The following is a 26721-nucleotide window of genomic DNA, read 5'->3' as shown; positions in this document are numbered from 1 at the left end:
TATAAAATTTCTAGGTTTTTACCTAATATAAGCTGAAATGCGCTTATAAAGCATTTAAAACATCAAAAAACGCCGATTTAAAAAATGGATAGTGAATAACTAGCTACCCTAGGGTTTCTTTTGCCTTTTTTTCTGTTTAGTAAATTTCTTAATGTTTATAATTTAGATTAGTTGCGGCTTAAAAGCAACTAAATCGCGGTTATTAAGCGTTTAGAATAAAAAAACGCCATACTTGAAAGTATAATGTAAGTAATTAGCCAACCACGGAGCTTCTTTTGCCTTTTTTTTCGTTTGGTAAATTCCTTAATATTTATAGCTAAGAGAGCCCAAGAGAGGTGTCATTCCAGCGCGTGACGCTGGAATCCCAAAAAAAGGATGATGTCATTCCAGTGCTCCTTTTTTTGTCATCCCAGTGCTTGACACTGGGATGACACTCTCTTGGATGGAAAGCTACTTTCATGACATCATTCTTTTTTCTGGATCCAAGTAGTCAAGCTACTCGGATGACAAGAAAGGGGCTACTTAGATGACATCTTTCAACATTATATCATGAACTTTCTAAAATTCATTGAACTGTGCTTTCAAACGGTGGTGCCGGGGTGTGAGTATAATGATTATCAGTATATAAAAGTCATAGCAGACAGACTTGAAGCGGCAAATGTTGGCAAAATGAGGCGAATAATATTCAATATGCCTCCGCGTTCAATGAAGTCCCTGTGCGCTAGTGTTGCGTGGCCCGCATGGATACTGGGAAATCAGCCAACTGCAAGAATAATAGTTGCAAGCTACTCTCGGCTGCTTAGCGAAAAGCACTCGCTCGATACAAGATGCATAATGCAGTCTAGTTGGTATAGAGAGCTGTTTCCAGAGGTAGGACTATCCAAAGATCAGAATACCAAATACAAATTTCAAACAGTGCAGAGAGGATACAGAATTGCAACGTCCGTTGGAGGGACGTTAACAGGTGAAGGTGGTGATTTCATCATCGTGGATGATCCACTGAGTCCCGCCCAAGCTTTGAGTGAAACGTTTAGAAAGCGTGCTACAAATTGGTTTGACCAGACTTTAGTAGCCAGGCTCAACAATAGAAAAAAAGGAGTAATTGTTCTTGTGATGCATAGGCTACATCAAGAAGATTTAACCGGGCACCTTCTCTCCAAACCGAAAAACATATGGAACCATACTTGTTTACCGATGATATCTGAAAATAAGGAGATTATCTATTCAATCAAAAAGCCAGCGCCTCCTTTTCTTGTTCCTGTCACCCGAGTAACTACAAATGAGTACAAAAGCTGGATTACAGCATCAAGTGCTAGAATGACACCACCCGTAATATTATACTCAAGAGAAGAAGGTCAGTTGCTATATCCCCTCGATGGAGGAAAAGAAGAAGTTGAGATGATAAAGGTTGAACTTGGAAGTTACGCTTTTGCTGCACAATATCAACAAAACCCTCTGCCACTTTCAAGTGGTATAATTAAACGAGAGTGGCTGAAGCGCTATAGAAATTTTTCTGATAGTCTCTCATATGTCACTCAGAGCTGGGACACTGCAGTTTCAACAAGCAGCATGAGCAACTTTAGCGTCTGCACCACCTGGACAAAAGTGGGCAATAAATTCTATTTACTCGATGTATATCGCGCAAAGCTTGAGTATCCAAAGCTTAAAGAGCAAGTTCTGTCACTAGCTGCAAGATGGACACCGCACGCAATTTTAATCGAAGCAAAAACAAGTGGTCAGCAATTGGTGCAAGAGCTAAAGACAAACAGTGATTTACCAATTATCGAAATAGTACCACATGATGACAAACTCACTCGATTTTATCAAATTGTTCCGATTATAGAGTCTGGCAAGGTTTTTCTGCCGCACCAAGCAGTATGGCTGAACGATTTTGAGTATGAGATTTTAATGTTTCCTGAAACTCGACACGATGATCAAGTGGATAGTACCGTGCAATATTTGCAGTGGGTGAGAGATAGTAGCTCTAGGGTCGCAGCTTTACGGGCATTGTGATTTAAGCCTACCAGATCCAAGTAGTCAGCTACTTGCATGACACCCTGACAACCGTCATCCCGCTACGTGTTAGCGGGATCTAGAGATACCGCGAATGAATCGCGGTATGACGGTTCGTGGTGGTATGACAGTTCGTGGCGGTATGACGGTTCGCGGCAGCATGACGATAAGCTCGTCATCCCGCTACGTGTTAGCGGGATCTATGCTAAAAGATACCACGGCGGTATGACGTAGAACTGCTGCTTGTTAGCTGATGAGATACCGCGAATGAATCGCGGTATGACGGTTCGCGGCGGCATGACGATAAGGTTTATACCTTGTCATTCCAGCGCGTGACGCTGGAATCCAGCCTTTATTATGCAGCCTGCTTGGTTAAAATTAAGTCTTCTGGATCCAAGTAGTCAGGGCACTGGGATGACAATTACCTTAACAATTTCAAAAGAAGCCTAGTGAGCTATCAGCTATGTGTAGCTAACATTCTGCACGTCCATAAAAAACAAACCTTCTTTTTCGTCTTGAACGCTAATAATAGCGTGAGTGTTAAAAGGTAAAGGATCATTTGTATGTCCATGGCCTACCCCTTTCATTGTAAATACAGGAAAGTTAACACTTTTTGCAAACCTTTCTTTTACAACTTCAACAAGGTTATCGTTATAGCAGTTAACGAAATCCCCAAAGATTACTGCATGTACTCCATCAAAGATGTGAGCTTGTTTTAGGTGATCTAAACTGCGCTCTATTGCATATGGGTAAACTCTTATGTCCTCTAAAAATAGAATTTTACCTTTCGCATTTATTTGCCAAGCGGTTCCTATACTATTTTCAACTAGAGTCATATTACCACCGATGATTTTAGACTCTAATCTGCCATCTTTTAGTCTAATGCCATTATTTATCGTCTTTAGGTTATCAAATCTGATAGAATCCCGCTTGTTAAGAATTAACTCTTTCAATTTTTCAACAGAGCTTTCAGAAACGGAGTTATTTACTATCATTTCCAACATGGTGCCGTGAAGAGTTTGCCAATCATATTTAGCTTGTAGATAGATGTGCAAGGCAGTTATATCGCTATAGCCTATGAGGATTTTTTTGTTTTGAGCAATCCTTTCTTTTTTATCATTGGGTAACTTTTCTAGATAGGGAATTAACCGAGAAGCCCCTTCTCCTCCTCTGATACACCAAATTATTTTACTATCACCGGTTAGTGCACTAACCAAATCATTTGCTCTGAATTCATCAGAGTTGGAATAAAATGGATTATCATTACTATATATTTTCTCCGAAATATGAGGATTAAAATCCAAAGCTTCTACATATTCTTTTATAGTAGTCAGATCTGATTCTTTTCCCTTCGAAGAAGGAGCAATAATATCAACTTGGTCGATTGCATGAATACTTGTGTTAGCACATAAAGTGAGAATGAAATATAAAAGATAAACAATCATTAAAATATCTTATAAAACTCTTTTTTTAGTATATCATCCAATTCAGAGAGTGGAACTTTCACTCCTAGTTCTTCCATTGACGTGACGCCATAATCTTGCAGTCCACAAGGAATAATACCCTTATAGTGAGAGAGGTCTGGAAAGACGTTAAGCGCTATGCCATGATAAGTTACCCATTTTCTTAAACGGATACCAAAAGCTGCAATTTTTTTTTCTACTCCGTTATGGTTTACCCAAACACCTATTCTATCCTCTTTAAATTCTCCAAGTATATTAAAATGCCTTAAAACGTTTATCATCCAATTACTTAGGTCTCTAATATATAGCTTTATATCGCATTTATTTCTTTTTTTAAGGTTTAACATTAAATATATGATGCGCTGTCCTGGACCATGATATGTGTGCTTACCACCCCTTCCTGTTTTATATATAGGAAATAATTTTTCAACAACGTCGTCATCTGTTGCACTGATTCCTGCAGTATAAAGTGGAGGGTGCTGGAGTAGCCATACCAATTCGTCTGCTGAATTATTGTGAATTTGTTGAATTTTCTCTTCCATGGATTTTACAGCACAGTTATAATCAATAAGCTGATTAGATATTAGCCATTCTGTCATATTCTATTTCTTTTTTTTTAGTATAGCAGTTCGTTCTTTTCCTGTCACCCAAGTGCTTTCCTTCCGTCATCCCAGTGCGTGACACTGGGATCTATGTCTTAGTTTAACTACAGAATCTAAAACACTTTTAACTTTTAAACATCTTTCATGAGGCACATATGAATTTCAACATCTTTCAAAGAAAAAAAAGCGCAGTATTTACTAAATATTCTGCTTTGCAGCTAATGATGGAGCCAAGTTGGAGTAAGCGTGATTATGTAAGTTTTGCTGAGGAAGGTTACATAAAAAATGTTATTGCCTTTCGAGCAATCAATATGATTGCAAGTGCTGCATCTTCGGTACCTCTTACTCTCTGCCAGCTTACTGACCAGGGAAAATCACAATTAAAAGCCCATCCATTACTGAAATTACTTTATTCTCCTAATCCAATGACATCAAAATCGGAATTTATTGAGGGGATTGTAACTTATCGGTTAGTTAACGGCAATTCTTATATATTGATGGTTGAGTCGCAGAACAATAGAAAACCACCAACAGAGCTTTATCTTCTGCGCCCAGATATGGTTGAAATTGTTCCAGGGAGAAATAACGTTCCTTATATCTATCGTTATACCATAAATAACAACAGTTATGACTTTAAAGTTGATAAACTAACTGGATGTTCAGCAGTGTTGCACTTAAAGACCTTTAATCCTTTGAATGATTGGTATGGGCTATCACCAATTGAGGCAGCTGCATATAGCATAGATCAGCATAATCAGGCGGGTGCTTGGAATCAAGCGATGTTGCAAAACGGAGCAAGACCAAGTGGTGCAATAGTTGTGAAATCAGCAAAAGATGGAAGTGGTGGAAGTTTAAGTCAAGAGCAGTACCAACGCTTAAAGGTGCAGATAAATGATCATTATTCAGGTCCTGTCAATGCTGGAAGACCGATATTGCTTGAAGGAGGCTTGGAGTGGAAGGAAATGAGCTTATCGCCAAGGGATATGGATTTCATTGAGTCCAAACACAGTTCAGCTCGTGATATTGCCCTGGCTTTTGGTGTTCCGCCGCAGTTGCTTGGCATACCAGGTGATAACACTTATAGCAATTTAGTCGAAGCACGCTTATCCCTCTGGGAACAGACGGTTTTACCAACGCTAGAAAATATTATCTGTCACCTGAATTCTTGGCTGATACCAAGATTTGGTGAAGATCTGTGCTTGTCGTATGACAAAGATGCAATAGAAATTCTCATGGAAAAGAGACAAAAGTTGTGGAAATATGTAGAAAATGCAAGCTTTATGACACTCAATGAAAAAAGGGAAGCATTTGGCTTACCACCGCTGCCGGGTGGTGATGAGTTAGGTTAAGTTTGTACCCGTTCAGATGAGTTCATTGTCTCCTAAACCGTACGCCTAAGTAAATCAACTATTTTTCTTGCCAACCAGAGCGGTGAAGATTTGGTCTACATCAAAACTCATCTTAGGACGCCAAATAGGGCCATCCAAATGCATATCGATATAGATTGGATTACTATAATTTGGTGGTATGAAAAAGAACCTGAATATAGAAACTAAAGCGAAGTTAGATAAGGTTAAATTAGAAGAGATCGACCCTGATGCTTGATCAATCCCGAATTGTAAACTAGTTGAACATATACCACTCTTAATACTTGCTTTTCCGCTAATATTTTCAAAAGATGTTTTACCGTTATATATATCAACATAAGCAAGTGTGGAAATTTCAGATTTATTCTTACTGCTTAACAAATTAGTGATAAATGAATTGAAATCTACATTAGTAACTTCTATTCCTTGCGCTTGTAAGTTTACATCTCCTGATAAGTTACTAGCCCAATCATGAAAACTTTTTCCTTGAGTTTTGATTTCACCATTTAAGCTTACCTGACCATTTACATTGTCAATTCCTATAACCTTACCAATCTTTTTAGTGTCCAAATTTACAATAGAAAACCTTGTATTTATTGAGTCTGATCTTAAATAACCCTGAAAAAACACTTGCCCGTGTTCTAATACGTAACTTGCCTGCCTGATAGTGATAGTGTTGTTTCTCATTACCGCATCCAAATTAAAATCTTTTAAAACATTCTGCTCGGTTTTAAATTCTGCAGTATTGATTTGCACATTTGCATCAAAGCCTTCTTTATCATCCAAAAAATCAAGCTGCTTTGTTGACCATTGAATTTGATCTATCTCATTTCTTGAATTTCTTTTCGTCTCTACTAAATTCGGTAATTTAAAGATATTTCCATTAAATTTACTGCCCGTAAGGTTAACATCTAATAAAGGTTTGGCGTATTTTTGATCTGCTAATATTTTTGCATTACCGGTAATATCGAAATCTTCTCCAGATAGTTTTATTTTATCTGCAACTAGCTTACCTTTTTCCATTTTTAGCAAAAAATCCAAATTTTTAATTTTCGTATCATTCAATGTAAGGTTATTAACACTGGCCTTTATATTTGCATCATACTGAAAAATTTTCAGCCATTGCATTTTAGGTAAACTGCTAAATAATGAATGATCATATTTATCTGCATCAAGATTATGCATGCTAAATTCACCATTGATCACATTGTGTTTTTTTGTGTGGCTTACTCTAATTGACCCTTGCAAGGATTCCTTATTATTTAGCAGTCTAATGTCTGAGATAGATAATATTCTTGGTGCAAGGTGCAGTTTAGAACTTAGTGTAAATTGATTTTTCTGGTTTTCTTTCATCTTTATAGAAGGGAAAAAACATGAAATGAATGACTCAAAATCATTTCCTTCGACTAATAAATCACCGTTGAATTCAGATAGGACATTATTGTTTGAGATTTCTCCTGATAAGTAAGATATATTATTGATTCCAGGAAATTTAAGAAGCGTATTAACTTTTACTTTGCCATCAGTGGATTTTAGTACAGCACGGAAATTGTCCAATATTTTGTTTTGATATTGAATGTTAGAAGCTTCTATATTAAAATTTAAGCTCAAGTTCTTTGGCACAACTTCTCTAAAACATTCCAGAAGGTCTTTCATATTCATTGTTTTTTGTAAATCATCTTGTATGGAATCTAAATCAACTTTACTGAAGCTAATATTGAGATTAGTGTGATTGCCTTTTCTATCATTTTGTATTGTACCACTGGCTTGCATGCTTTTGGAATCAATTTTTAGGTCAGTTGCCGTAAACTCACTTTCATTAAGACTTATATTGGATGATATCTTGATATTTTTGCTAGGAATAACATGAGAGAGAAAGCTAAGATTAATGATTTTTGCTAAATCACTCGCAAAACCGGAACTATTATTGATCGTTAGTGTTAAATTACCCTGGAGTTCTTCTTGATTTCTATTACCTGTAAATAGCAAATTTACAAAATTTGATTCAACACTAATGTGTACATTCTTTTTTGTGATATCAACCTTTCCTGAAAAATCGTAATTATTATCACCTACCTTTACTTTACCGGAGAATTGCCTATTTTTTTTTACAGCAACCTCCTTTATATTAACAATGCTGCTATAATTAGCGAAATCATTCTTAAAACTTACTTGGCTGTCTTTTATTACTATATCGACTGTGTTACCACTGGCTTTTGTATTTATAATATTAATTAAATTTTCTTTATTGCTTTTCATGCCAAACAATGTGATTGACTTTGGTTGCAACGAAAATAAAAACAACGATAGGAGTGACGGTTTTACCTCAATTTTTCTTACACTAATTAAATCTGACAACTTTTGCTCTTTATTTTCGTTGTATTGTACATATACATTATAAATAGTGAGCTTTGGGGTAATCAACGAAACTTTAATTTTTCCCCCAATACGCACTTCAGCATCATACGTCCTCTCCAACTCTTTTATAATATATTCCTTGTAGCCACTCCAATCCTTAAAAGTTGCAGCAACGTGCATGAGAATTAATAGCAGCGAGATTGATAATATGGCATATAAAGAAAGTCTGTTCGGTAGAAGCTGTAGCTTTACTCCTCTCGTTTGAGTTTTATTACTACAACTCCCCCTAAAGAACCGTGCTTGCAGATTTCCCGCACACGGCTCATCAATATTAGTTTTCACAGTCGTCCCTCTTATGCATATAAAGAAAAATGTATTTTTGGCTTTGGTAATGGATTTACTTCTACGTAGTGTACAAACTGTTCCCAGGTCATACTCTTTTTCTGACTACGCCGATTTATCCATTTAAATGCTAGCTTTCTTACTGATGTGTAAAATTGTTTCAAACACCAATAATTTCCGCTAATACCAAAGTAGTTATAGTGTCCTGTTAATTTAGCCTTCAGTACTTGCCACCAATCTTTAAGTCGAATACTTCCGCGGACTATTTTCAACCACTCCTTGATTTCTTTTAGTTTTCTGGCTAGATTTAACTTAGAGGTTTTATGTCCCATCATTAATCTACCACGACGACTTTTTGCACCATAGTGCGTAAACCCCAGAAAATTGAAACTTTCCGTCCTTCGTTTCTCTCTTATCGCTCGTTGCCACTCCCTCTTGCCAAACTTTACTACTCTGGTCTTGTTTTCAGATACTTCCAACCCAAATTTATTTAGCCTTTGTTTCAGTAATTCCAGAAATTCTTCCGCGTCTACCTTACTTTCGCAACAAACCACAAAATCATCGCAAAACCTTATTACTTGTATATATCCTCTGGATCTTGGTTTAAATTTCTTTTCTATCCATAAATCCAACACATAATGTAAGTATATATTTGCTAATACAGGACTTACTATACCGCCTTGTGGTGTACCTTGTTTTGTTGCTTCATAATTTCCAGCTTCGACTATCCCTGCCTTGAGAAACCGCTTTACTAACCACAGCAAATTTGGGTCAGTTATTCGTTCCCTTAGACACCTCATTAGCCATTTATGCTGTATATTATCGTAGAACTTCTTGATATCCACTTCTACAATGTAGTTTATTGGCTTGTACATAACTGCTTTATCTAGTGCATTTACCGCTTGATGACAGTTTCTTCCTGGTCGAAATCCATATGAGCTGTCCAGAAAGTTTGCCTCGTAAATATTTTCTAATATCTTCTTCAGCATAATCTGTACTAATTTATCCTCGGTCGATGGTATTCCGAGTCCGCGTTTCTCTTTACTTCCAGCTTTCGGTATATATACCCTCTTTACTGGTTGTGGTTGATATTGCTTCCTCTTCATACTTTCTACTAGCACTTCGAGTTTCTCATTCAGATTTTCTCCGTATGATTCCACTGTTATCTGGTCTACTCCACAAGCCTTGTTACGCTTCAGTTCTTTATAACATCTCGCAAGATTCTCTGTATTTATCAGATGGACTAACGATGTGAATTTTAGTCGCTTATCTTGCTTTGCTCTTACTGCTATCTGGTTTAGTTTATATCGCATGTTATTCCTACCTCCGTTGTATTGGCATAGCAATCCCTATTCCAGTTACTATATTGCTGATCGCTTCCCCTTGTACGTGGCTTTCCCACATTCTGAGTACTATCAATCAGTCCGACTTCCCCTGCATCTTCCGCTAGTTCTTGCCTTTGTTGACTTGTTCCAACGTACCTTAATAGGAATGCATGGGATCTCCCAAGTTCACTTGAAGTCCATTTCAATACATGGCACGGTCTCAGATCCCGATAGAGTGAGTGATAACTTGCCTTTACGTTATCCTTCATGCTGTCTTCCATGGCCATGAACATGTCGACCTCTATGTCTTCAGGTATTTCGGGACTCCACTCCTTCACTTCCGTTGTGCCCTGCATTGTCCATCCCACTAGCTCTATTACACTCGTTACCTCATGCAACATAGTGGTCTGTTCCAAACTGTTGGCTAGACTTTGTTTGTGTTGGATTTTCACCAACTGTTCTCCAAGCACTTCTTGGCGCACCATAGTAGACCTCTCATTCCAGCATCCTTTCATCTTGTCATCCCAGTTCACCTTTTTCCTGTCATCCAAGTGCGTGACACTGGGATCCATCTTATTTTCATCATGGGCATTATTTCAGCGTATGCTCCTAGAATCTGTTGTCTATTGCACAATTTGTAAATACTTTTATATCTGGATCCCAGTGTCAAGCACTGGGATGACACCATTTGTTGTACCTTCAGATTACATTTATACATGTTTTCAAACTTCCTCTAAAAGTTAGGTAAAGAATACCAAAATAAACAATAACACTCAAAGCTATTAAAGTCGTTAAATAAACGATACGAGCCAACATTTTATCAAAAAATAATCCTGCCAACAAAGAATTAAAAATATAAAGGGCTATTGACATGACTACCGTTGCTACAAAAATTTTCATGATATTTAACAATAACGCTTGGCTAACCTTATACATCTTATTTATTGTTAAATAACTAATTAATAGAATGGAGTTTATCCAAGTGGAAACGGAAGTAGCAATAGCAATCCCCGTATGCTGATACTCGTTCATTAACAAAAGGTTTAGCACTACATTAATTCCAAGACACATTAGCGAAAATATGGTTGGTATTTTCAGATTGCCTTTAGCAAAAAATGTAGGTAGCAATACTTTATTTATAATAAATGCAGGTAAAGAAAGAGAAAATGCTATTAAAGTGGGAACAGTTTGCTGCACTGCATAATGATCAAACCGGCCGTAAGAAAAAAGCGTAAGTAAAATTATGTCGGGAATAATGATAAAGGCAGCAGTTGTTGGCATAATTAACATTAATCCTATGTTGAGAGCCTTGTTCTGTATTTTGACTATATTTTCAGTATTATTCACCTGTTTTGAAATTAGAGGAAGAAGCACTGTACCAATTGCAGTACCGATTATTCCCTGCGGTAGTTGATTTAGTCTATCGGCATAATATATATAAGACACCGCATTTGGTATAAAACTTGCCATTATTGTATCAATCCATAAGCTTATTTGAGTTACACAATTGTTGATAATTGCAGGTATCACACGCTTAAAAAACAACCTTACTTCATTGCTTAATTCAAGGCTAAAAGAAAAAGCTGCCTTTAACTTGTATGCACTAAATAGTATCAAAAGTAGCTGGAAAATTCCTCCTATAAGGACAGCTATAGAAAGGTTGTGCGCTGGAGTTTTTACGTAAGGCACAAACAAACTGATGATTAAACAGAGATTCAAAACAATTGGTGCAATAGCTGTTGAAGCAAAATGCTGCTTTACTTGCAGCATTCCACCAATAAGTGATGCAATTGAAACAAAGATTATGTAGGGCATCATAATTCTTGATAAAGTAACAGTAAGGGTAAACTTACTTTGGTCAAATCCAGGAGCAAAAATTTGAATCATATAAGGGGAGAAAGTTTGCATAATAAGGCAAAAAATTACTAAGATAATAAACGTAATGGATATTACACTACTTGCAAAATTAAATGCCTTTTTATTATCATATGATTCTGTCGAATATAACGGTATGAATGAGGTAGTGAACGCTCCTTCTGCAAAAAATGCTCGAAATAGATTGGCAAAGCGAAACGAAGAAAAAAATATGTCTGCAAGAGAGTTCGCACCAATAACCGTAGCAATCAATACATCTCTTATTAACCCTGAGATCCTTGAAATAGCCGTAAAAAAACTAAATGTGAAAATACTTTTAAACATACCACTACTTCATTAGTGTCAATACAATTAACTATAATAGTAAAAGTATCAATGAAAATATTTATTGGCTAAACTTAAAACCCTCTGCAAAAGGAGAGTTAAATAATCAATTGACTATTTGCGCTCGTATGTTAGATATTTTATACCTTGGCGGGCGTAGCTCAGTTGGTAGAGCGTCAGTTTGTGGTACTGAATGTCGCCAGTTCGATCCTGGTCGCTCGCCCCACTAAAATTTTCTGCTTGACGGAGATATGAACAAATGGTAATATATCAATTAATTAGGGAGGTTATATGGATGACGGCACTAAAAGTCTTTTAATATTTTGTGGCGCAGCATCGGTAATAGGTGCATTTACAGGTCTGGGATTGAGTTTTACAGCTTTATCACCTTTGGTTATAGGTGGTGCCGCCATTCCTGTAATATTATTAACTGCATATTTTATATGCAATAGTGTAAAAGAAGGAAAATTCTCCAAAAAAGGTCTTTTCGAGGCGGCTTGTTTTTGCGTTACAAGTGCTGCAATTGGAGTTGGCCTTGCTGCAGCCGCAACTGCTATTTTTCCTGGTGCAATGCTTGGAATGGGCTCTGCAGCTTTAGCAGGTGCAACAATAGGAGTGATAGCACCGATAGCAGGGTTATTTGCAACCATGGCTATAATATTTGCTGCTGAAAAAGTGAATGAATATATTATATCACCTATAGTTGAGTGTTTTTCTTCAAAAGAGAAGGGGTACGAATCACTTTAAACCAATTAAGTAAGGTTTCTGCTTTCTGTTATTCTAGTGTGCAGCATATAGCTGTACGAACATTTGTTTGCAAAGGCAGTGTGTTAAGTGTTATAGCCGGTTTTGCCTCAAACACAAAGGGGTGTCATCCCAGTGCTTGACACTGGGATCCAGGAAACTTAATTGCAAGTAATGCATTGGGTTTAGTGAGTATGGGTTTTGCGTTATAGAATGAAGCACTTTTGGTAAATTTGTAAAGAAAACTGGATGCCAGTGTCAAGCACTGGCATGACATCATTTGTCGTGCGAATTACCTTAGCAAAAACGAATGTGCGTATAGTTGTATGTGCAGTACGGAGTAACAGGAGAGGTATCACTATAAAATTTGACATTAACCGCTAATAGTCGGAATATTAGAGAGTAAGAGTTACTCAAGAAGGCATGCATAAATATGACGTAGTAGTAGTAGGTGGTGGTCATGCAGGGTGCGAAGCGGCTGCAGCCGCAGCTCGCCTTGGTGCAAGCACGCTGCTCATAACTCATAAAATTTCAACTATAGGGGAAATGTCCTGCAACCCAGCAATCGGAGGAGTTGCAAAGGGTGTTGTAGTTAGGGAAGTTGACGCTCTTGATGGAATAATGGGAAGAGCAATCGATCAGGCAAGCATACACTCAGTCATTTTAAATAGCAGCAGAGGTGCGGCAGTATGGGGCCCGCGTGCACAGGCAGACCGAAAATTGTACAAGCAAGCAATACAGGAAATCATTCTAAATTATAACAATTTGACGGTAAAAGAAGAGTCAGTTAACGATTTCCTTATAGAGAGTAATGGCAATGGAAAACCGTGCATTAAAGCTGTAATAATAAGCTCAGGTGAACGTATACCAACAAGTAAAGTCGTTCTAACTACAGGGACTTTTCTGCGGGGTGTGATTCATATAGGAGAGCAGGTAACTCCTTCAGGGAGAATGGGAGATGAGCCTGCCGTAGAACTTGCAAATACGTTGAAGAGATATAATTTTAAATTAGGTAGACTGCGTACCGGAACTCCACCAAGGCTTGATCGTAATACTATAAACTGGTCAATATTGCAAGAACAAGTAGGTGATAATCCACCTGTGCCGTTTTCTTATCTCACAGAAAAAATTAACCAACCTCAGGTTTCATGTTTTATTACTCATACTAACGAAAATACACATAGAATAATTCGAGAGAACCTTCACAGGTCAGCTTCTTCGTATTTGGATGACATTGTTGCACCAAGATACTGCCCATCAATTGAAGTTAAAGTTAAAAAATTTGCAGAAAAAAGTAGTCATCAAATATTTCTAGAGCCAGAAGGCCTGAATGATGATACTGTATACCCGAACGGAATTTCAAATTCATTGCCTATTGAAGTGCAGCGTGAAATGATAAAGAGTATCAAAGGACTTGAGAACGCAGAAATATTGAGACCTGGATATGCAGTTGAGTATGACTATATTGACCCACGAGAGCTATTTCATACTCTTGAAACTAAGAAAGTTAAAGGTCTATATTTTGCTGGCCAAATTAATGGCACTACTGGATATGAAGAAGCAGCAGGGCAAGGAATTATCGCCGGGATCAATGCAGCACTTTCTGCATCTGAAAAAAAAGAAAGCTTTGTTCTCCACCGCACAGATTCGTATATCGGCGTAATGATAGATGATCTAGTCACTAAAGGGGTGATCGAACCTTATAGATTATTTACCTCACGTGCAGAATATAGGCTAGCTATCAGGTCAGATAATGCAGATAGGAGATTAACACAAAAAGGTTATGATATTTCCCTTGTGTCGCATGAGAGATACTCTGTTTTACAGAATAAACTTAAATCTATTAAGCAACTTGAAGAAAAACTAGAGAGTTTGACGATTACTCCTGAGCAGCTTAGGTCTTATGGTATCAAAATATCTTATGATGGGATAAGAAAAACGGCACTAGATCTACTTAGCTATCCAAATATCGACTGGAATAAATTACAAGAAATATGGCCGGAGTTAAGCAGCGTCACGCGCTGGGATGACATCGCAGTGGGTAGCATAACTAAGAATGAAATATGCGAAGCGGTTGAAATTGAAGCAAAATACAAACCTTATCTAATAAGACAAGAAGCAGATATGAAGTTTTTACGAGAGGAAATCAATACTCAAATTCCAATCAACTTCAACTATTCACAAGTTAAAGGCTTGTCAAGTGAAGTAATAGAAAAGTTGCAGACGATAAAACCAGCAACAATTGGCATTGCAAAGCAAATACAAGGCATCACTCCCGCAGCGATAGTGAGCATATTAGTGTACTTGAGAAACAGGAAAACGAAAGTAGCTGCTAATTTTGTGTGAGGTGTTCTATGGTGCGCCAAGAAGTGCTTGGAGAACAGTTGGTGAAAATCCAACACAAACAAAGTCTAGCCAACAGTTTGGAACAGACCACTATGTTGCATGAGGTAACGAGTGTAATAGAGCTAGTGGGATGGACAATGCAGGGCACAACGGAAGTGAAGGAGTGGAGTCCCGAAATACCTGAAGACATAGAGGTCGACATGTTCATGGCCATGGAAGACAGCATGAAGGATAACGTAAAGGCAAGTTATCACTCACTCTATCGGGATCTGAGACCGTGCCATGTATTGAAATGGACTTCAAGTGAACTTGGGAGATCCCATGCATTCCTATTAAGGTACGTTGGAACAAGTCAACAAAGGCAAGAACTAGCGGAAGATGCAGGGGAAGTCGGACTGATTGATAGTACTCAGAATGTGGGAAAGCCACGTACAAGGGGAAGCGATCAGCAATATAGTAACTGGAATAGGGATTGCTATGCCAATACAACGGAGGTAGGAATAACATGCGATATAAACTAAACCAGATAGCAGTAAGAGCAAAGCAAGATAAGCGACTAAAATTCACATCGTTAGTCCATCTGATAAATACAGAGAATCTTGCGAGATGTTATAAAGAACTGAAGCGTAACAAGGCTTGTGGAGTAGACCAGATAACAGTGGAATCATACGGAGAAAATCTGAATGAGAAACTCGAAGTGCTAGTAGAAAGTATGAAGAGGAAGCAATATCAACCACAACCAGTAAAGAGGGTATATATACCGAAAGCTGGAAGTAAAGAGAAACGCGGACTCGGAATACCATCGACCGAGGATAAATTAGTACAGATTATGCTGAAGAAGATATTAGAAAATATTTACGAGGCAAACTTTCTGGACAGCTCATATGGATTTCGACCAGGAAGAAACTGTCATCAAGCGGTAAATGCACTAGATAAAGCAGTTATGTACAAGCCAATAAACTACATTGTAGAAGTGGATATCAAGAAGTTCTACGATAATATACAGCATAAATGGCTAATGAGGTGTCTAAGGGAACGAATAACTGACCCAAATTTGCTGTGGTTAGTAAAGCGGTTTCTCAAGGCAGGGATAGTCGAAGCTGGAAATTATGAAGCAACAAAACAAGGTACACCACAAGGCGGTATAGTAAGTCCTGTATTAGCAAATATATACTTACATTATGTGTTGGATTTATGGATAGAAAAGAAATTTAAACCAAGATCCAGAGGATATATACAAGTAATAAGGTTTTGCGATGATTTTGTGGTTTGTTGCGAAAGTAAGGTAGACGCGGAAGAATTTCTGGAATTACTGAAACAAAGGCTAAATAAATTTGGGTTGGAAGTATCTGAAAACAAGACCAGAGTAGTAAAGTTTGGCAAGAGGGAGTGGCAACGAGCGATAAGAGAGAAACGAAGGACGGAAAGTTTCAATTTTCTGGGGTTTACGCACTATGGTGCAAAAAGTCGTCGTGGTAGATTAATGATGGGACATAAAACCTCTAAGTTAAATCTAGCCAGAAAACTAAAAGAAATCAAGGAGTGGTTGAAAATAGTCCGCGGAAGTATTCGACTTAAAGATTGGTGGCAAGTACTGAAGGCTAAATTAACAGGACACTATAACTACTTTGGTATTAGCGGAAATTATTGGTGTTTGAAACAATTTTACACATCAGTAAGAAAGCTAGCATTTAAATGGATAAATCGGCGTAGTCAGAAAAAGAGTATGACCTGGGAACAGTTTGTACACTACGTAGAAGTAAATCCATTACCAAAGCCAAAAATACATTTTTCTTTATATGCATAAGAGGGACGACTGTGAAAACTAATATTGATGAGCCGTGTGCGGGAAATCTGCAAGCACGGTTCTTTAGGGGGAGTTGTAGTAATAAAACTCAAACGAGAGGAGTAAAGCTACAGCTTCTACCGAACAATATAACAAATTTCTCCAAGAAAGAGGAAGCATTTTTTGTTATATCAATGACGCCATAGAAAATTGGTACGAGAATTGTCCAAAAATGCAGGGCGGCAACTATATTTATAGTGATAAAGTTGTGATTTTGGTGCATATAATCGTCAGTTTCTTTAGAATTGGTTTAAGACAAACAGTCGGGTTTATAAAAGGGTATTTGCAACAAATAGGAAGAGATTTGGCAGTTATCAGCTATTCACAAGCATCAAGAAGGTTTAAGAAACTTAATATTAAGATAAATGATTGCAGAATTGATAAAAATATAGCTCTTTCCATAAAAGTCCGGATGTGATAGGATAAGGGTAGATGATGATAAGGAGGTTGAATGCCAGCAGCATATAGTTATGATTTAAGAAAAAAAGCAATGGAAGCGCTAGACGAAGGAGAAAGCAGAGAAACAGTGGCAGCAAGATTTAAGATTGGACGAACTACTTTATGGGAGTGGCAGCAAAGAAGAAAAGAAACAGGAGACTTTCAATCAAAAAAACTTGGAAATGGGGGTTACAATCACAAAATTACCGACTGGGATACCTTTGCCAAATTTGCCAGAGAACACGGAGGAAAGACTCTATCGGAAATGGCTAAACTTTGGAACAACGTTAGTATCCAAACGATCTATCGAGCCCTTAAAAAAATTGGATTTACGCGCAAAAAAAGACATATGGATACAAGGAAAGAAACGAAGAAAAACGTGCTGAATTTTTGAAAATTATAGCGACAAAAGAACCTAAAAACTTAGTGTATATAGATGAGTCTGGCATTGATAACACCGAAGACTACCCCTACGGATATTGCCAGAAAGGACAGCGGTTTTATGCCTTAAAATCTGGAAAGAAAACTCAACGAATCAGTATGGTTGCAGCCTTAAGTGGAAGAAAGATAGTTGTTCCGTTAACCTTTGAAGGCCACTGTAATATGGATGTTTTTAATGGATGGTTTGAGCAATTTTTGACACCGATCTTGGAACCTGGACAGACTGACCTTACCCAGAAAAAGTGGAGAGAAAGAAAGGAGTTTTTTCGGGTAAAATAAAATTTTGGAGGATTAGAAATGGCAAGAGAATATACGGCAGAATTCAAATTGGAAGCTGTTAAGCTGACAAATGAACAAAGAAAGGTAGGTCAACCAGTTGCAAAAGTAGCAAGAGATCTAGGAATAAGGGATAGTGTATTAGGAAAATGGATGAAGAAATATAACGAAAAAAAGTCAGCGGCAAATGCATTTCCAGATGTAGCACCTTATGACAAAGAGAGATTTGATTTACAGAAAGAGTTAGCAAAAGTAACAAGAGAAAGAGACATTTTAAAAAAAGCCCTGGCCAGTCAAAAAGAGTAAAATATTTTTTCATAAAAGAGCATAGTAAACACTATAAAGTGCAGGAATTATGTAGGGTTTTCTGCTAGTGGCTACTATAAGTGGACTACAAGGAAAATAAGCAGTAGAGAATCAGCAAATAAAGAGTTATTAGCAGATATTCAAAAAATATATCAAGCTTCTAAATGTAGATATGGAGCTCCTAAAATTCATGCTGAATTAAAGGCTTTGGGTAAAAGTTGCAACTTAAAAACAGTGCAAAGTATTATGCAGAAAAATGGTATTCAGGCTATATTGAGAAGAAAATTTAAAATTAAGAAACAACAAACGGACAGTAGAGTCGTAGCTCCCAATATATTAGACCAAAACTTTATTGTCGATCAACCAAATAAAGTATGGGATTACTTATATAAAAACCAAAGAAGGATGGCTATATTTGGCAACAATAATCGATCTATATTCACGCATGGTAGTTAATGAGCAGTTCAATAAATAAACAATTGGTTATGGACTCTTTATTAATGGCCGTTAACAAGCGTAAACCTGCCAAAAATCTACTATTACATAGTGATCAAGGTTCACAATATACTTTGCAAGGTTATCAATATCTCTTATCCATAAAAAACATAGATGAGTCATAAAGGTTGTTGTTACGACAATTCTGTTGTGGAAAGCTTCTTCAGTTCTCTAAAAAGGGAGTTACCAATAGACACCTCTCGGCACTCTAAACAGCATATCAAAACTGCTATATTTGAATATATAGAAATTTTTTATAACAAACAACGTCACTATTAACTATTGCATTCCTGAGCATTTTGATTCATCATTCTCTTTGTGAAAAACATTCCAAACTTTCTCTCCACTTTTTCTGGGTAAGGTCAGTCAGCTACTTGGATGACAGGGGAGGGAGGTGCTACCCTGACAATCGTCATCCCGCTACGTGTTAGCGGGATCTAGAGATACCGCGAATGAATCGCGGTATGACGGTCTGCAGCGGTATGACGTAGGGCTGCACTAGCTATATCATGCATTTTATTAACCGACACTATAAACAACATCCTTACAATTATGAGATTGAACCACAACTTGCTCAAGCGTTAAGCTGCTGCGTTTAGCGTCTTTACCGTGGTTTTCCCCAAGAACATTTGTTCTTTCGTGTTTTATTTCTTCAATGAATTTCTTGTTAACGCTTTCAGGGTCAATCTTTTCCTGCGAATATATAAGATTAGTGCAATTTGTTTTTCTATAATAATGTATGCCAAAATCCACAATGAGTAATGCAAGTATACCAGAACCTATAAGTAATGATAATCCTATGTTATTAGTCAAAGGGTTTTGGTAAAATTTTTGTACACCATTAACACCATGTGTTGCAAGTAGCCCTAGAGGAAACGCTATATTTGCAGCAACTACACCAGTAAATAATGCAGTAAATATTGGTCTGTCGTTAATTACTGATTTTATTTTATTAGTTCTAGTAATTACTTTTTCGTCAATGTTAGTGAAGCCTTGTTTAGCTTCCCAAGCATTAAGTACAAAATTTGAATGAGTGCCATTGCTATATTCCAGTCTTACAGATTTTATAGCTTTATCTTTTGGCTGGTGCTCCAACACCTCAGCTAAAATTTTATCCGCATCTTTTTTTTGAATGGAATGTTCTTCAGTATCTATAAATTGCCTTGTTGCAAAAAATATTGGACCAATTGCAAGCAATGCAGCAAGTGCGATAACTGGTATAGTGATATATTTTGGGCTGTTTGTAAAAAATGCAATAAATTTTGCTTTATCTTGTAAATATAATAAAGCTGCAGATATACTGAGTATAATAGCACTTGCACCAAAAATTATAAAACCCTTCTGCTGCATGGCATACTTTGCTCTTGGCAAGAATCTGTTTGTTTTTTTATTTTTTAAAATTGCATCGTCATTTATGTTAAATTTACTATTTGTAAGCAAAGACTTTTTAGAGCCATCTGCTGCGCTTGTGTATGATGGTAGTGAGCCAGTTGGAGGTATACTTGAGCTGTTAGTTCTTTGTAAATCTTCTAATATTTCACTATTCCAAGGTGGATTAAATACTGTCTCTTGAGAAGGTGATCTGCTTAGAGTGGGATTTTGTGGCACGTCAACATGAGTTTCTTCACCTTTTGTTTCTTCTAGGGAAGGAGGTGATACTTGAGTCTCAAGAGTTAACGGATCTCTTGAATTAGCATTGCTGTTTTTTTTCTCTTTAAATTCTTCCTCTAACAAAGCTTCTAAAGCTGTATTTTCATCATTTTTTTTCGGAGTACTTGTCCTAAGTGCTGGTATTGGTAAAATTCCTGGTGTTATCTCGCCATCTTCACTTATTGATGTGGAAGAAATTAATGTTACTGTTTGTTCTTCATTTACTGGTCCAGGCATATTCACTCCAAAATTAATTACTATGCTGCATTGATTACGCTATAGTTATTAAGATATAGTAAATACCAATTTACGGATAATTATTAGTATAGAAATTGTCTATCAAAGATTCTTTCATTCAGAGGGTAATCTTTGTCAAAAAGCAAAGTGATTGTGTTCTCATGGTCTTTTTGTATTTTTATCTGTGATATATCATGAAATTCTTTGTAATCTGATACTACAAGTGCTGGACGGTTTTTTGTGTCGTTAATGTCAATTTGTACGATTGTATCGTTTGATATTAACGCTCCATTCCAATGCCTTGGGTAATAGCTATTGATAGAGGTTAATGCAAGTAAATTTGAATTTAGCGGCAAGATTGGGCCACCGGCAGAGAAGTTATATGCAGTGCTACCTGTGGGAGTAGATAATATTACTCCGTCCCCTCTAAATTTTTCTACTTTTAGCTTATCATTAATAGTGATATTCATTTCTACTATTTGGTTTGCTTTTCTAAAAACATATACCTCGTTTACCGCTATGTAGTGATACCTCTTGCCACTTGTGTCTGTTGCTTCCATTTTTAGCAAAGTTAACTGAGTTGAAGTTGCATGTTCTATATGATCAATTAAATCTTCACTGCGGCTAAAGCATTTATTCATCAAAAACCCAACATTGCCGGTATTTACCCCATACACATGCATGTTTTTATTTTCTATAACGTAATTATGCAAGGTACGCAGCATAAAGCCATCACCGCCAACAACTATCAATAGATCGATTTCGGACTTATTTTCTTCTGTTATATTGATAAAATTAAGTTTCTTTAATAGTTTAGATACTTCCTGCGATTTTGGTGATGGAGAAGCAACATAGCCTATATTTTTGTATTTATGCATGCTTCAGTAAACTCTCTAAAACTTAAAGAGGAGGAAAATTAGAAAATGCTTCCATATTTATCGTTAAACTTAGCTAATTTGCTAGTTTTACTTGCTAACCCGCTTGTCAAACTTCCAGTCCATGCAGGGTGAGTAAGAGGATCTCTATCAAGTTTTACCCTATCTCCCTCCTTTCCATAAGTGGAACGAGTTTCAAACTCTTGACCGTCTGTCATAACTATAATAATTTTATGATAATTCATTGTTGTTTATAAACTTTTAGTCAGTTAACATTCTAGTGAACTTAATTCACTAAGTCAATCATTATTCTAAAATATTGACAAAAAATAAATAAAATCTTATACTTAATAAGGAATAAGTAATAATTATCATGATTTTCGCTTTCCCTGGTCAGGGCTCTCAGTTTGTAGGAATGGGAAAGAGCTTATATAGTGAGTTTTCCGTTGCAAGACAAGTATTTAATGAAGTAGATAGCATATTGGATAGAAAGCTGTCTCATTTAATCTTCAACGGTCCTATTGAAGAATTAACCATTACAGAAAACGCTCAGCCAGCTATAATGGCAGTATCAATTGCAATGCTACGTGTTATGGAGCATGTGTTTGGCAAATCTCTTTTCACTGATCACAATGTTAAATATGTTTGTGGGCATTCAGTTGGCGAATATACAGCGCTGTGTGCTGCAGGAGCGTTAACGCTTGAGTCTGCAATCAAGCTGCTGAAAGTTCGCAGCGAAGCAATGCATGAAGCTTCACTGAAATGTAAAGGCGGAATGGTTGCGTTGCTTGGAGCAGAGATAAATGAAGTGGAAGATATATTGAAATCAGTTCAAATTGACGGAATTTGTGAAATTGCAAACGATAACGGTGGCGGACAAGTGGTTATAAGTGGCACTAGAGAAGCTCTTGAAATGTTACCCGATTTATTCAAAAACTCGAGTGTGAGGAAACTAATTAAATTACAGGTTAGTGGGCCTTTTCATTCATCTCTTATGAAACCTGCTGATGAAAAAGTTTTGGAGTTTTTGAAGGGTATTAAAATAACCCGTCCTATAGTTCCTTTGATATCAAATGTTACAGCTAAAGAGGAGAGTGATCCCAAAGTTATAAAAACTTTACTCGCCAAGCAAGTTGTAAGCAGAGTGAAATGGAGAGAAATGGTTTTGTATATGTCAAGCCGTGGCATTAACAAATTTGTTGAAATTGGCCCTAATAAAGTTTTATCTAATTTGGTCAAAAGAATTGACCAATCTATCAGTACAAAAAATATAGATAGTATTGGTGATATTGACAGCTTCTTTAATGAATCATTAGTACTAACAGCGAAAAATTTAAAAGTTGGATTAAGTTAAAACACATCTATTTGATGTCATTCCGGTGCATAACGCTGCCTAGCTGGAATGACAGAGGGTAATGCAAGAAATCAACGAACTGCCTGTCATTTCGTTTGGTTTTTTAATTCCAAGTAGCTGTAAAATAGTAGGGGCAATGTCAGATAACCTTCCGTCTCTTAGTTTTAGATTATCGCAAGACACAATAAATGGCACTTTATTTAGAGTGTGTGCTGTATGAGGTGTATTATTTTCTTCATCGAACATACATTCCACGTTACCATGGTCTGCAGTAACAATTAATGCGGTGTTGCTTGACTTTTTAACAGCATTCAGCACTTTCGCAAGACAATCATCTACAGCTAGCACAGCTTTCTCGGCTGCTTTTATATTACCTGTATGCCCTACCATATCAGGATTAGCGTAATTTACAACTATCAGTGCGAATTCTTGGGAGTGAATTTTTTCTACAAGCTTTTCTGTGAGCTCGAAGGCTGACATTTCGGGCTGCAAATCGTAAGTTTGAACTTTTGGTGAGGGAATGAGTATTCTTTCTTCACCAGAGAAAGGTTCTTCTTTTCCACAATTGAAAAAGAAAGTCACATGAGCGTATTTCTCGGTTTCGGCGATACGTAATTGTCGTAATTTATTGTCTTCTATTGTTTGTCCTAGAGTATCAGCGAAAGAAGTAGGAGGAAAAATATAAGGAATTTTGAGATCTTCTTTATACTTCATCATACTTAAAATTGAAGAGAATTTTGCTACCTTAGCGTAATCTGTTTTGCCAAGCAAAATACTTGCTAATTGTATCATTCGATCAGCACGAAAGTTAGCCAACAGCACTCCATATTCTGGTTTTATACCTTGATAATCACCTATTACTGCGGGCCTGATAAACTCATCAGTTATGTTATTTTGATAGTTATTCTCAATCAACGATACTGCATTATCATGACAAGGTGCCTTTGCAAATGCGATAGCCTCATAAGCTTCGATTGTTCTCTTCCACCTGTTGTCACGGTCCATAGCATAGTAACGCCCAGAAACAGTAGCAATGCTTGTGTCATTTCCCTTTATACTCTTTGTAAATTCTTGAATGCATTTTTTTCCTGAATTTGGCAATGTGTCTCTGCCATCTAAAAATGCATGTATCACCACTTTTATTCCATGCTGTGATATTTTATTTGCTAAAGTTGAAATATGCTTTTGATGCGAATGAACACCGCCATCTGACACTAATCCCATTATATGGCATACTCCGTTCTTACTTTTTAGATTACTAATAAAACTTTGTAGATTTGCATTGTTTTCTATTGTTCCAATCTCTTGATTAATGCGCTGAAGGCTTTGCATTACTACTCTACCACTGCCAATATTCATATGGCCAACTTCTGAATTACCTATTTGACCACCAGGTAACCCCACATCAGCTCCACAGGCGGATAAACTGCATTTTGGATAATTAGAGCTAATATATTGCCAACAGGGTGGATTTGCGTTGCTGATAGCGTTGTATTTATTATTCTCTATTCCATTTCCCCAGCCATCTAGTATACATAAAACCACTGATTTAATGTTCATATAAAATCAACACTAGAATTTCACAGAGAAACGCTCCCCGGGCCGGATTCGAACCAGCGACCAATTGGTTAACAGCCAACTGCTCTACCACTGAGCTACCGAGGAATAAACCGTTTTTAATTTACCATGTTGAACGTTGGTTGTAAACGTTTTTTGTGTAGACTTTAAGTCCAACTGGTCACAGAAACGAAAAAACTTACTTGACAAACTCCGCCAACCCCCTTATCATGAAACTGAAGCTATTTATTTATCTTCGCAATCTGTGCAGGTTAATGACAAAAAACTTAGGGTATTTGGCGTCTCATGTTTAATTTTTCGCACTACGTGCATCGCATGTCTTTAAAAATTTCTGGGTTTTTACCTATATAAGCCGAAACGCGCTTACAAAGCGTTTAAGACAGCAAAAAACGTCAAATTGACAAGGGAGAATTTGAATGCTAGCTACTACGGGGTTTCTTTGCCTTTTTTCCTGCTTAGTAAATTTCTTAAACACTTGCGGTGTAGGTTAGTTGCAAGTTAAAAGCAGCTAAATCGCTCTTAATCAAGCGTTTTAGAATAAAAAAAACGCCGATATTTTAGTACATAGTAAATAGCCAACCACCACGGGGCTTCTTTTGCCTTTTTTTATTTGGTAAATTTCTTAATGTTTATGGCTAAAGATTGCACGAATGTTGCAATTACAAAAGCGTTTCTACTAGGAGGGTGTCATCCCAGTGTCAGCTACTCGGATGACATTACAGGGGGCACTGGGATGACATCATAGGGGCGCTGGAATGACATCATAGGGGGCTACTTGGCTGACAACCGTCATCCCGCTACGTGTTAGCGGGATCTCTTGTTAGCGCCGCGGCGGTATATTTGTCATCCCGCTAGCGGGATCTATGTTGAGAGATACCGCGAATGAATCGCGGTATGACGGTTTGTGGCGGTATGACGATAAGACACAAAGCCTAATGGAAAAAACTGCGAACGCCAGTGAAAAACATAGCAATTTTATTTTCATTTGCAGCTTTTATCACATCTTGATCTTTTAGCGAGCCACCGGGCTGAATTATAGCTGTAATTCCATGTTTTGCGCTTTCTACTATGCTATCTGGGAATGGAAAAAATGCATCTGAAGCAAGCACTGCACCTTTACATTTTTCACCTGCTTTTTTCACTGCAATGTTCACACTATCTATTCTGCTTGTTTGCCCTGCACCGATGCCAATAGCACAACCATCTTTTGCTATAACTATTGCGTTGGATTTCACATGCTTACATATTTTCCAGGCAAAAATAAGATCTTTTTTTTCTTTGTCTGTTGCAGTGCATTCTGTTACTTGTTCTGCTTTTATTGTGTGGTCATTATTTTCTTGCACCAAAAACCCACCAACAACATTTTTAGTTTGGTATTTCACATTTTGTTGAAAAGATTTATGAATAATCACTCTTAAATTTTTCTTTCTTTGTAAAATTTTTAGTGCCTCATTGTTTACCGATGGTGCTATCACTACTTCCAAAAATATCTCGTTTAATTTTTCTGCTAGCTTTAAATCTATCTCCCGGTTTAAGGCAACTATACCACCAAAACTGCTTACTTCATCGCACGATAGAGCTTTTTCATATGCCTCCAAAGCATTATTACCAATAGCAGCGCCACATGGGTTATTATGCTTGATTATCACTGCTGCAGGTTCTTCGAATTCAGAAGTTATGTTAAGTGCGGATTCTATATCTACTATATTATTATAACTCAACTCTTTTCCATGTAGTTTTTCCAACGGATATTCTGTAAATTGATTACTATAAAATGCAGCTTTTTGATGGGGATTTTCACCATACCTGAGTTCTTGTACTTTATGCCCGTATAGAGCAAAAAACTCTGGTAACTCATTATTTTTACTCTGGGATAAAAACCAACTGTGAATATTAGAATCGTAGTGTGCAGTGAGAGCAAATGCTTTGGTTGCTAAGTGTTTTCTATATTCCAATGTTGTTTTATTGTTATTTTCTATCATCTCAGCTTTCAGTGCTTCATAGTCTTGAATGCTAGAAATAACTGAAGTAAAATGAAAATTTTTTGCTGCAGCTCTAATTAACGCCACTCCGCCGATATCAATTTGTTCTATAATTTGCTCTTCATTTGAGCCGCTACTTACTGTCTCCCAAAATGGGTATAGGTTAGTTATAAGCAGGTCTATTGGCTCAATACCTAGATCTTGCACTTCCTTTTTATGCTTTTCTCGATCATAAAGTATTCCTCCATGAATTTTAGGGTGTAAAGTTTTCACTCTACCACCCAGTATCTCTGGAAATTGTGTGTAATCTGAGACCTCTTGTGTTTTTATTCCTGCACTAGATAGCACTTTATAAGTATTGCCCGTTGAAAGAATTTCTATTTGTTGCTGCGTTAAAAACGATGCAAGATCAATTATATTCGTTTTATCGTATACTGATATTAAAGCTCTTTTTATTTTCATTTTTATATGGAAAGTTTTTTAA

The 26721-nt window shown here is 37.0% G+C and carries 25 protein-coding genes, 2 tRNA genes and 1 pseudogene; 15 read left to right on the top strand and 13 right to left on the bottom strand.

What is annotated here, in order from left to right:
• Nucleotides 1-549 precede the first annotated feature (549 nt).
• Complete coding sequence (gene terL, locus AAGD84_RS05635; RefSeq protein ID WP_253303711.1) at nt 550-2013, top strand: phage terminase large subunit; 1464 nt, start codon at nt 550-552, stop codon at nt 2011-2013.
• 461 nt (nt 2014-2474) lie between these two features.
• On the opposite strand, the gene AAGD84_RS05630 is transcribed toward terL, so the two are convergent.
• Together AAGD84_RS05630 and lipB are read right to left on the bottom strand one after the other, a co-directional pair.
• Nucleotides 2475-3458, bottom strand: a complete 984-nt coding sequence (locus AAGD84_RS05630; protein WP_265038187.1) for an LD-carboxypeptidase — start codon at nt 3456-3458, stop codon at nt 2475-2477.
• Entirely contained in the window at nt 3458-4075 is a 618-nt protein-coding gene (gene lipB, locus AAGD84_RS05625; protein ID WP_174515872.1) for a lipoyl(octanoyl) transferase LipB, read from the bottom strand. The genes AAGD84_RS05630 and lipB overlap by 1 nt, the downstream gene beginning before the upstream one ends.
• 158 nt (nt 4076-4233) lie before the next feature.
• Between lipB and AAGD84_RS05620 the strand changes: the two genes are divergently transcribed.
• Entirely contained in the window at nt 4234-5427 is a 1194-nt protein-coding gene (locus tag AAGD84_RS05620; protein WP_341817935.1) for a phage portal protein, read from the top strand.
• 54 nt (nt 5428-5481) lie between these two features.
• Here the strand turns inward: AAGD84_RS05620 and AAGD84_RS05615 are convergent, their stop codons facing one another.
• The 5 genes from AAGD84_RS05615 to murJ all read right to left on the bottom strand — a co-directional run bounded on the left by AAGD84_RS05615 (nt 5482) and on the right by murJ (nt 11669).
• Nucleotides 5482-7983, bottom strand: coding sequence for an AsmA-like C-terminal region-containing protein (locus AAGD84_RS05615; protein ID WP_341818171.1), 2502 nt, complete (start codon nt 7981-7983; stop codon nt 5482-5484).
• A gap of 173 nt (nt 7984-8156) precedes the next feature.
• A complete protein-coding gene (ltrA, locus tag AAGD84_RS05610) occupies nt 8157-9458 on the bottom strand; it encodes a group II intron reverse transcriptase/maturase (protein WP_338476458.1) in 1302 nt (433 codons plus the stop codon).
• Nucleotides 9443-9955 (bottom strand): hypothetical protein, encoded by a 513-nt coding sequence (locus AAGD84_RS05605; protein ID WP_245611107.1) that lies wholly within the window; start codon nt 9953-9955, stop codon nt 9443-9445. Before AAGD84_RS05605 ends, ltrA (AAGD84_RS05610) begins: the two co-directional genes overlap by 16 nt.
• A 44-nt stretch (nt 9956-9999) precedes the next feature.
• Nucleotides 10000-10188 carry a hypothetical protein gene (locus tag AAGD84_RS05600; protein ID WP_341817934.1) on the bottom strand — a complete coding sequence of 63 codons (189 nt, stop codon included), beginning with the start codon at nt 10186-10188 and terminating at the stop codon, nt 10000-10002.
• Complete coding sequence (gene murJ / locus AAGD84_RS05595) at nt 10170-11669, bottom strand: murein biosynthesis integral membrane protein MurJ (RefSeq protein WP_265038191.1); 1500 nt, start codon at nt 11667-11669, stop codon at nt 10170-10172. The genes AAGD84_RS05600 and murJ overlap by 19 nt, the downstream gene beginning before the upstream one ends.
• 150 nt (nt 11670-11819) lie before the next feature.
• Here murJ and AAGD84_RS05590 point away from each other — a divergent pair.
• The 12 genes and pseudogenes from AAGD84_RS05590 (at nt 11820) to AAGD84_RS07565 (ending at nt 18840) form a co-directional block, all read left to right on the top strand.
• Nucleotides 11820-11895: transfer RNA gene (locus AAGD84_RS05590), tRNA-His, on the top strand.
• A 65-nt stretch (nt 11896-11960) separates the two neighbouring features.
• Nucleotides 11961-12416, top strand: coding sequence for a hypothetical protein (locus AAGD84_RS05585; protein ID WP_341817933.1), 456 nt, complete (start codon nt 11961-11963; stop codon nt 12414-12416).
• Between the two features lie 420 nt (nt 12417-12836).
• A complete protein-coding gene (gene mnmG / locus AAGD84_RS05580) occupies nt 12837-14759 on the top strand; it encodes a tRNA uridine-5-carboxymethylaminomethyl(34) synthesis enzyme MnmG (RefSeq protein WP_341817932.1) in 1923 nt (640 codons plus the stop codon).
• A gap of 8 nt (nt 14760-14767) precedes the next feature.
• Entirely contained in the window at nt 14768-15280 is a 513-nt protein-coding gene (locus AAGD84_RS05575; protein WP_245611107.1) for a hypothetical protein, read from the top strand.
• Complete coding sequence (ltrA, locus tag AAGD84_RS05570; protein WP_338476458.1) at nt 15265-16566, top strand: group II intron reverse transcriptase/maturase; 1302 nt, start codon at nt 15265-15267, stop codon at nt 16564-16566. Before AAGD84_RS05575 ends, ltrA (AAGD84_RS05570) begins: the two co-directional genes overlap by 16 nt.
• 11 nt (nt 16567-16577) lie before the next feature.
• On the top strand, nt 16578-16751 hold the full coding sequence (locus AAGD84_RS05565; protein ID WP_264723325.1) for a hypothetical protein: 174 nt from the start codon (nt 16578-16580) through the stop codon (nt 16749-16751).
• A complete protein-coding gene (locus tag AAGD84_RS05560; RefSeq protein WP_264374458.1) occupies nt 16724-17023 on the top strand; it encodes a transposase in 300 nt (99 codons plus the stop codon). The genes AAGD84_RS05565 and AAGD84_RS05560 overlap by 28 nt, the downstream gene beginning before the upstream one ends.
• Nucleotides 17024-17056: 33 nt before the next feature.
• A pseudogene (locus AAGD84_RS05555) lies at nt 17057-17709 on the top strand (IS630 family transposase); the annotation flags it as partial.
• Between the two features lie 72 nt (nt 17710-17781).
• Nucleotides 17782-18066 (top strand): transposase, encoded by a 285-nt coding sequence (locus AAGD84_RS05550; protein WP_039964423.1) that lies wholly within the window; start codon nt 17782-17784, stop codon nt 18064-18066.
• Nucleotides 18067-18087: 21 nt separating this feature from the next.
• Nucleotides 18088-18522, top strand: a complete 435-nt coding sequence (locus tag AAGD84_RS05545; protein ID WP_341818170.1) for an IS3 family transposase — start codon at nt 18088-18090, stop codon at nt 18520-18522.
• Nucleotides 18522-18686: a hypothetical protein gene (locus tag AAGD84_RS05540; RefSeq protein WP_156768652.1), complete on the top strand. Its 165-nt coding sequence runs from the start codon at nt 18522-18524 to the stop codon at nt 18684-18686. Before AAGD84_RS05545 ends, AAGD84_RS05540 begins: the two co-directional genes overlap by 1 nt.
• Nucleotides 18676-18840, top strand: coding sequence for an IS3 family transposase (locus AAGD84_RS07565; RefSeq protein ID WP_081600772.1), 165 nt, complete (start codon nt 18676-18678; stop codon nt 18838-18840). The genes AAGD84_RS05540 and AAGD84_RS07565 overlap by 11 nt, the downstream gene beginning before the upstream one ends.
• Nucleotides 18841-19080: 240 nt before the next feature.
• Here the strand turns inward: AAGD84_RS07565 and AAGD84_RS05535 are convergent, their stop codons facing one another.
• From AAGD84_RS05535 to rpmE, 3 genes are all read right to left on the bottom strand, one after another.
• Complete coding sequence (locus AAGD84_RS05535; RefSeq protein ID WP_341817931.1) at nt 19081-20448, bottom strand: hypothetical protein; 1368 nt, start codon at nt 20446-20448, stop codon at nt 19081-19083.
• An 83-nt stretch (nt 20449-20531) separates the two neighbouring features.
• A complete protein-coding gene (locus AAGD84_RS05530) occupies nt 20532-21326 on the bottom strand; it encodes an NAD kinase (protein WP_141457245.1) in 795 nt (264 codons plus the stop codon).
• A gap of 38 nt (nt 21327-21364) precedes the next feature.
• Entirely contained in the window at nt 21365-21568 is a 204-nt protein-coding gene (gene rpmE, locus AAGD84_RS05525) for a 50S ribosomal protein L31 (RefSeq protein ID WP_007548602.1), read from the bottom strand.
• Between the two features lie 128 nt (nt 21569-21696).
• Between rpmE and fabD the strand changes: the two genes are divergently transcribed.
• Nucleotides 21697-22677 carry an ACP S-malonyltransferase gene (gene fabD, locus AAGD84_RS05520; RefSeq protein ID WP_155969147.1) on the top strand — a complete coding sequence of 327 codons (981 nt, stop codon included), beginning with the start codon at nt 21697-21699 and terminating at the stop codon, nt 22675-22677.
• 39 nt (nt 22678-22716) lie between these two features.
• Here the strand turns inward: fabD and gpmI are convergent, their stop codons facing one another.
• The 3 genes from gpmI to purH form a co-directional block, all read right to left on the bottom strand.
• Nucleotides 22717-24237, bottom strand: coding sequence for a 2,3-bisphosphoglycerate-independent phosphoglycerate mutase (gene gpmI / locus AAGD84_RS05515; protein WP_341817930.1), 1521 nt, complete (start codon nt 24235-24237; stop codon nt 22717-22719).
• A 33-nt stretch (nt 24238-24270) separates the two neighbouring features.
• A tRNA-Asn gene (locus AAGD84_RS05510) sits at nt 24271-24342 on the bottom strand.
• An 845-nt stretch (nt 24343-25187) separates the two neighbouring features.
• Nucleotides 25188-26699: a bifunctional phosphoribosylaminoimidazolecarboxamide formyltransferase/IMP cyclohydrolase gene (gene purH, locus AAGD84_RS05505; RefSeq protein ID WP_341817929.1), complete on the bottom strand. Its 1512-nt coding sequence runs from the start codon at nt 26697-26699 to the stop codon at nt 25188-25190.
• Between the last annotated feature and the right edge of the window lie 22 nt (nt 26700-26721).

The organism is Wolbachia endosymbiont (group A) of Andrena fulva (genome assembly GCF_964026815.1).
Lineage (GTDB): Bacteria > Pseudomonadota > Alphaproteobacteria > Rickettsiales > Anaplasmataceae > Wolbachia > Wolbachia pipientis.
Note: the sequence above shows the minus strand (reverse complement) of the source record. Positions and strands in the feature narration are given on the sequence as shown.

Bases quoted from the DNA above. Each gene is read 5' to 3' on its own strand.
- AAGD84_RS07565 (WP_081600772.1), top strand. From the start codon at position 18,676: ATGAGTCATAAAGGTTGTTGTTACGACAATTCTGTTGTGGAAAGCTTC.
- AAGD84_RS05535 (WP_341817931.1), bottom strand. From the start codon at position 20,448: ATGCCTGGACCAGTAAATGAAGAACAAACAGTAACATTAATTTCTTCC.
- purH (WP_341817929.1), bottom strand. From the start codon at position 26,699: ATGAAAATAAAAAGAGCTTTAATATCAGTATACGATAAAACGAATATA.
- AAGD84_RS05585 (WP_341817933.1), top strand. From the start codon at position 11,961: ATGGATGACGGCACTAAAAGTCTTTTAATATTTTGTGGCGCAGCATCG.
- AAGD84_RS05530 (WP_141457245.1), bottom strand. From the start codon at position 21,326: ATGCATAAATACAAAAATATAGGCTATGTTGCTTCTCCATCACCAAAA.
- rpmE (WP_007548602.1), bottom strand. From the start codon at position 21,568: ATGAATTATCATAAAATTATTATAGTTATGACAGACGGTCAAGAGTTT.
- murJ (WP_265038191.1), bottom strand. From the start codon at position 11,669: ATGTTTAAAAGTATTTTCACATTTAGTTTTTTTACGGCTATTTCAAGG.
- AAGD84_RS05615 (WP_341818171.1), bottom strand. From the start codon at position 7,983: ATGCACGTTGCTGCAACTTTTAAGGATTGGAGTGGCTACAAGGAATAT.
- AAGD84_RS05620 (WP_341817935.1), top strand. From the start codon at position 4,234: ATGAATTTCAACATCTTTCAAAGAAAAAAAAGCGCAGTATTTACTAAA.
- lipB (WP_174515872.1), bottom strand. From the start codon at position 4,075: ATGACAGAATGGCTAATATCTAATCAGCTTATTGATTATAACTGTGCT.
- gpmI (WP_341817930.1), bottom strand. From the start codon at position 24,237: ATGAACATTAAATCAGTGGTTTTATGTATACTAGATGGCTGGGGAAAT.
- AAGD84_RS05605 (WP_245611107.1), bottom strand. From the start codon at position 9,955: ATGGTGCGCCAAGAAGTGCTTGGAGAACAGTTGGTGAAAATCCAACAC.
- ltrA (WP_338476458.1), bottom strand. From the start codon at position 9,458: ATGCGATATAAACTAAACCAGATAGCAGTAAGAGCAAAGCAAGATAAG.
- fabD (WP_155969147.1), top strand. From the start codon at position 21,697: ATGATTTTCGCTTTCCCTGGTCAGGGCTCTCAGTTTGTAGGAATGGGA.
- AAGD84_RS05630 (WP_265038187.1), bottom strand. From the start codon at position 3,458: ATGATTGTTTATCTTTTATATTTCATTCTCACTTTATGTGCTAACACA.
- AAGD84_RS05600 (WP_341817934.1), bottom strand. From the start codon at position 10,188: ATGTATAAATGTAATCTGAAGGTACAACAAATGGTGTCATCCCAGTGC.
- AAGD84_RS05575 (WP_245611107.1), top strand. From the start codon at position 14,768: ATGGTGCGCCAAGAAGTGCTTGGAGAACAGTTGGTGAAAATCCAACAC.
- mnmG (WP_341817932.1), top strand. From the start codon at position 12,837: ATGCATAAATATGACGTAGTAGTAGTAGGTGGTGGTCATGCAGGGTGC.
- AAGD84_RS05540 (WP_156768652.1), top strand. From the start codon at position 18,522: ATGAGCAGTTCAATAAATAAACAATTGGTTATGGACTCTTTATTAATG.
- AAGD84_RS05550 (WP_039964423.1), top strand. From the start codon at position 17,782: ATGGCAAGAGAATATACGGCAGAATTCAAATTGGAAGCTGTTAAGCTG.
- ltrA (WP_338476458.1), top strand. From the start codon at position 15,265: ATGCGATATAAACTAAACCAGATAGCAGTAAGAGCAAAGCAAGATAAG.
- terL (WP_253303711.1), top strand. From the start codon at position 550: ATGAACTTTCTAAAATTCATTGAACTGTGCTTTCAAACGGTGGTGCCG.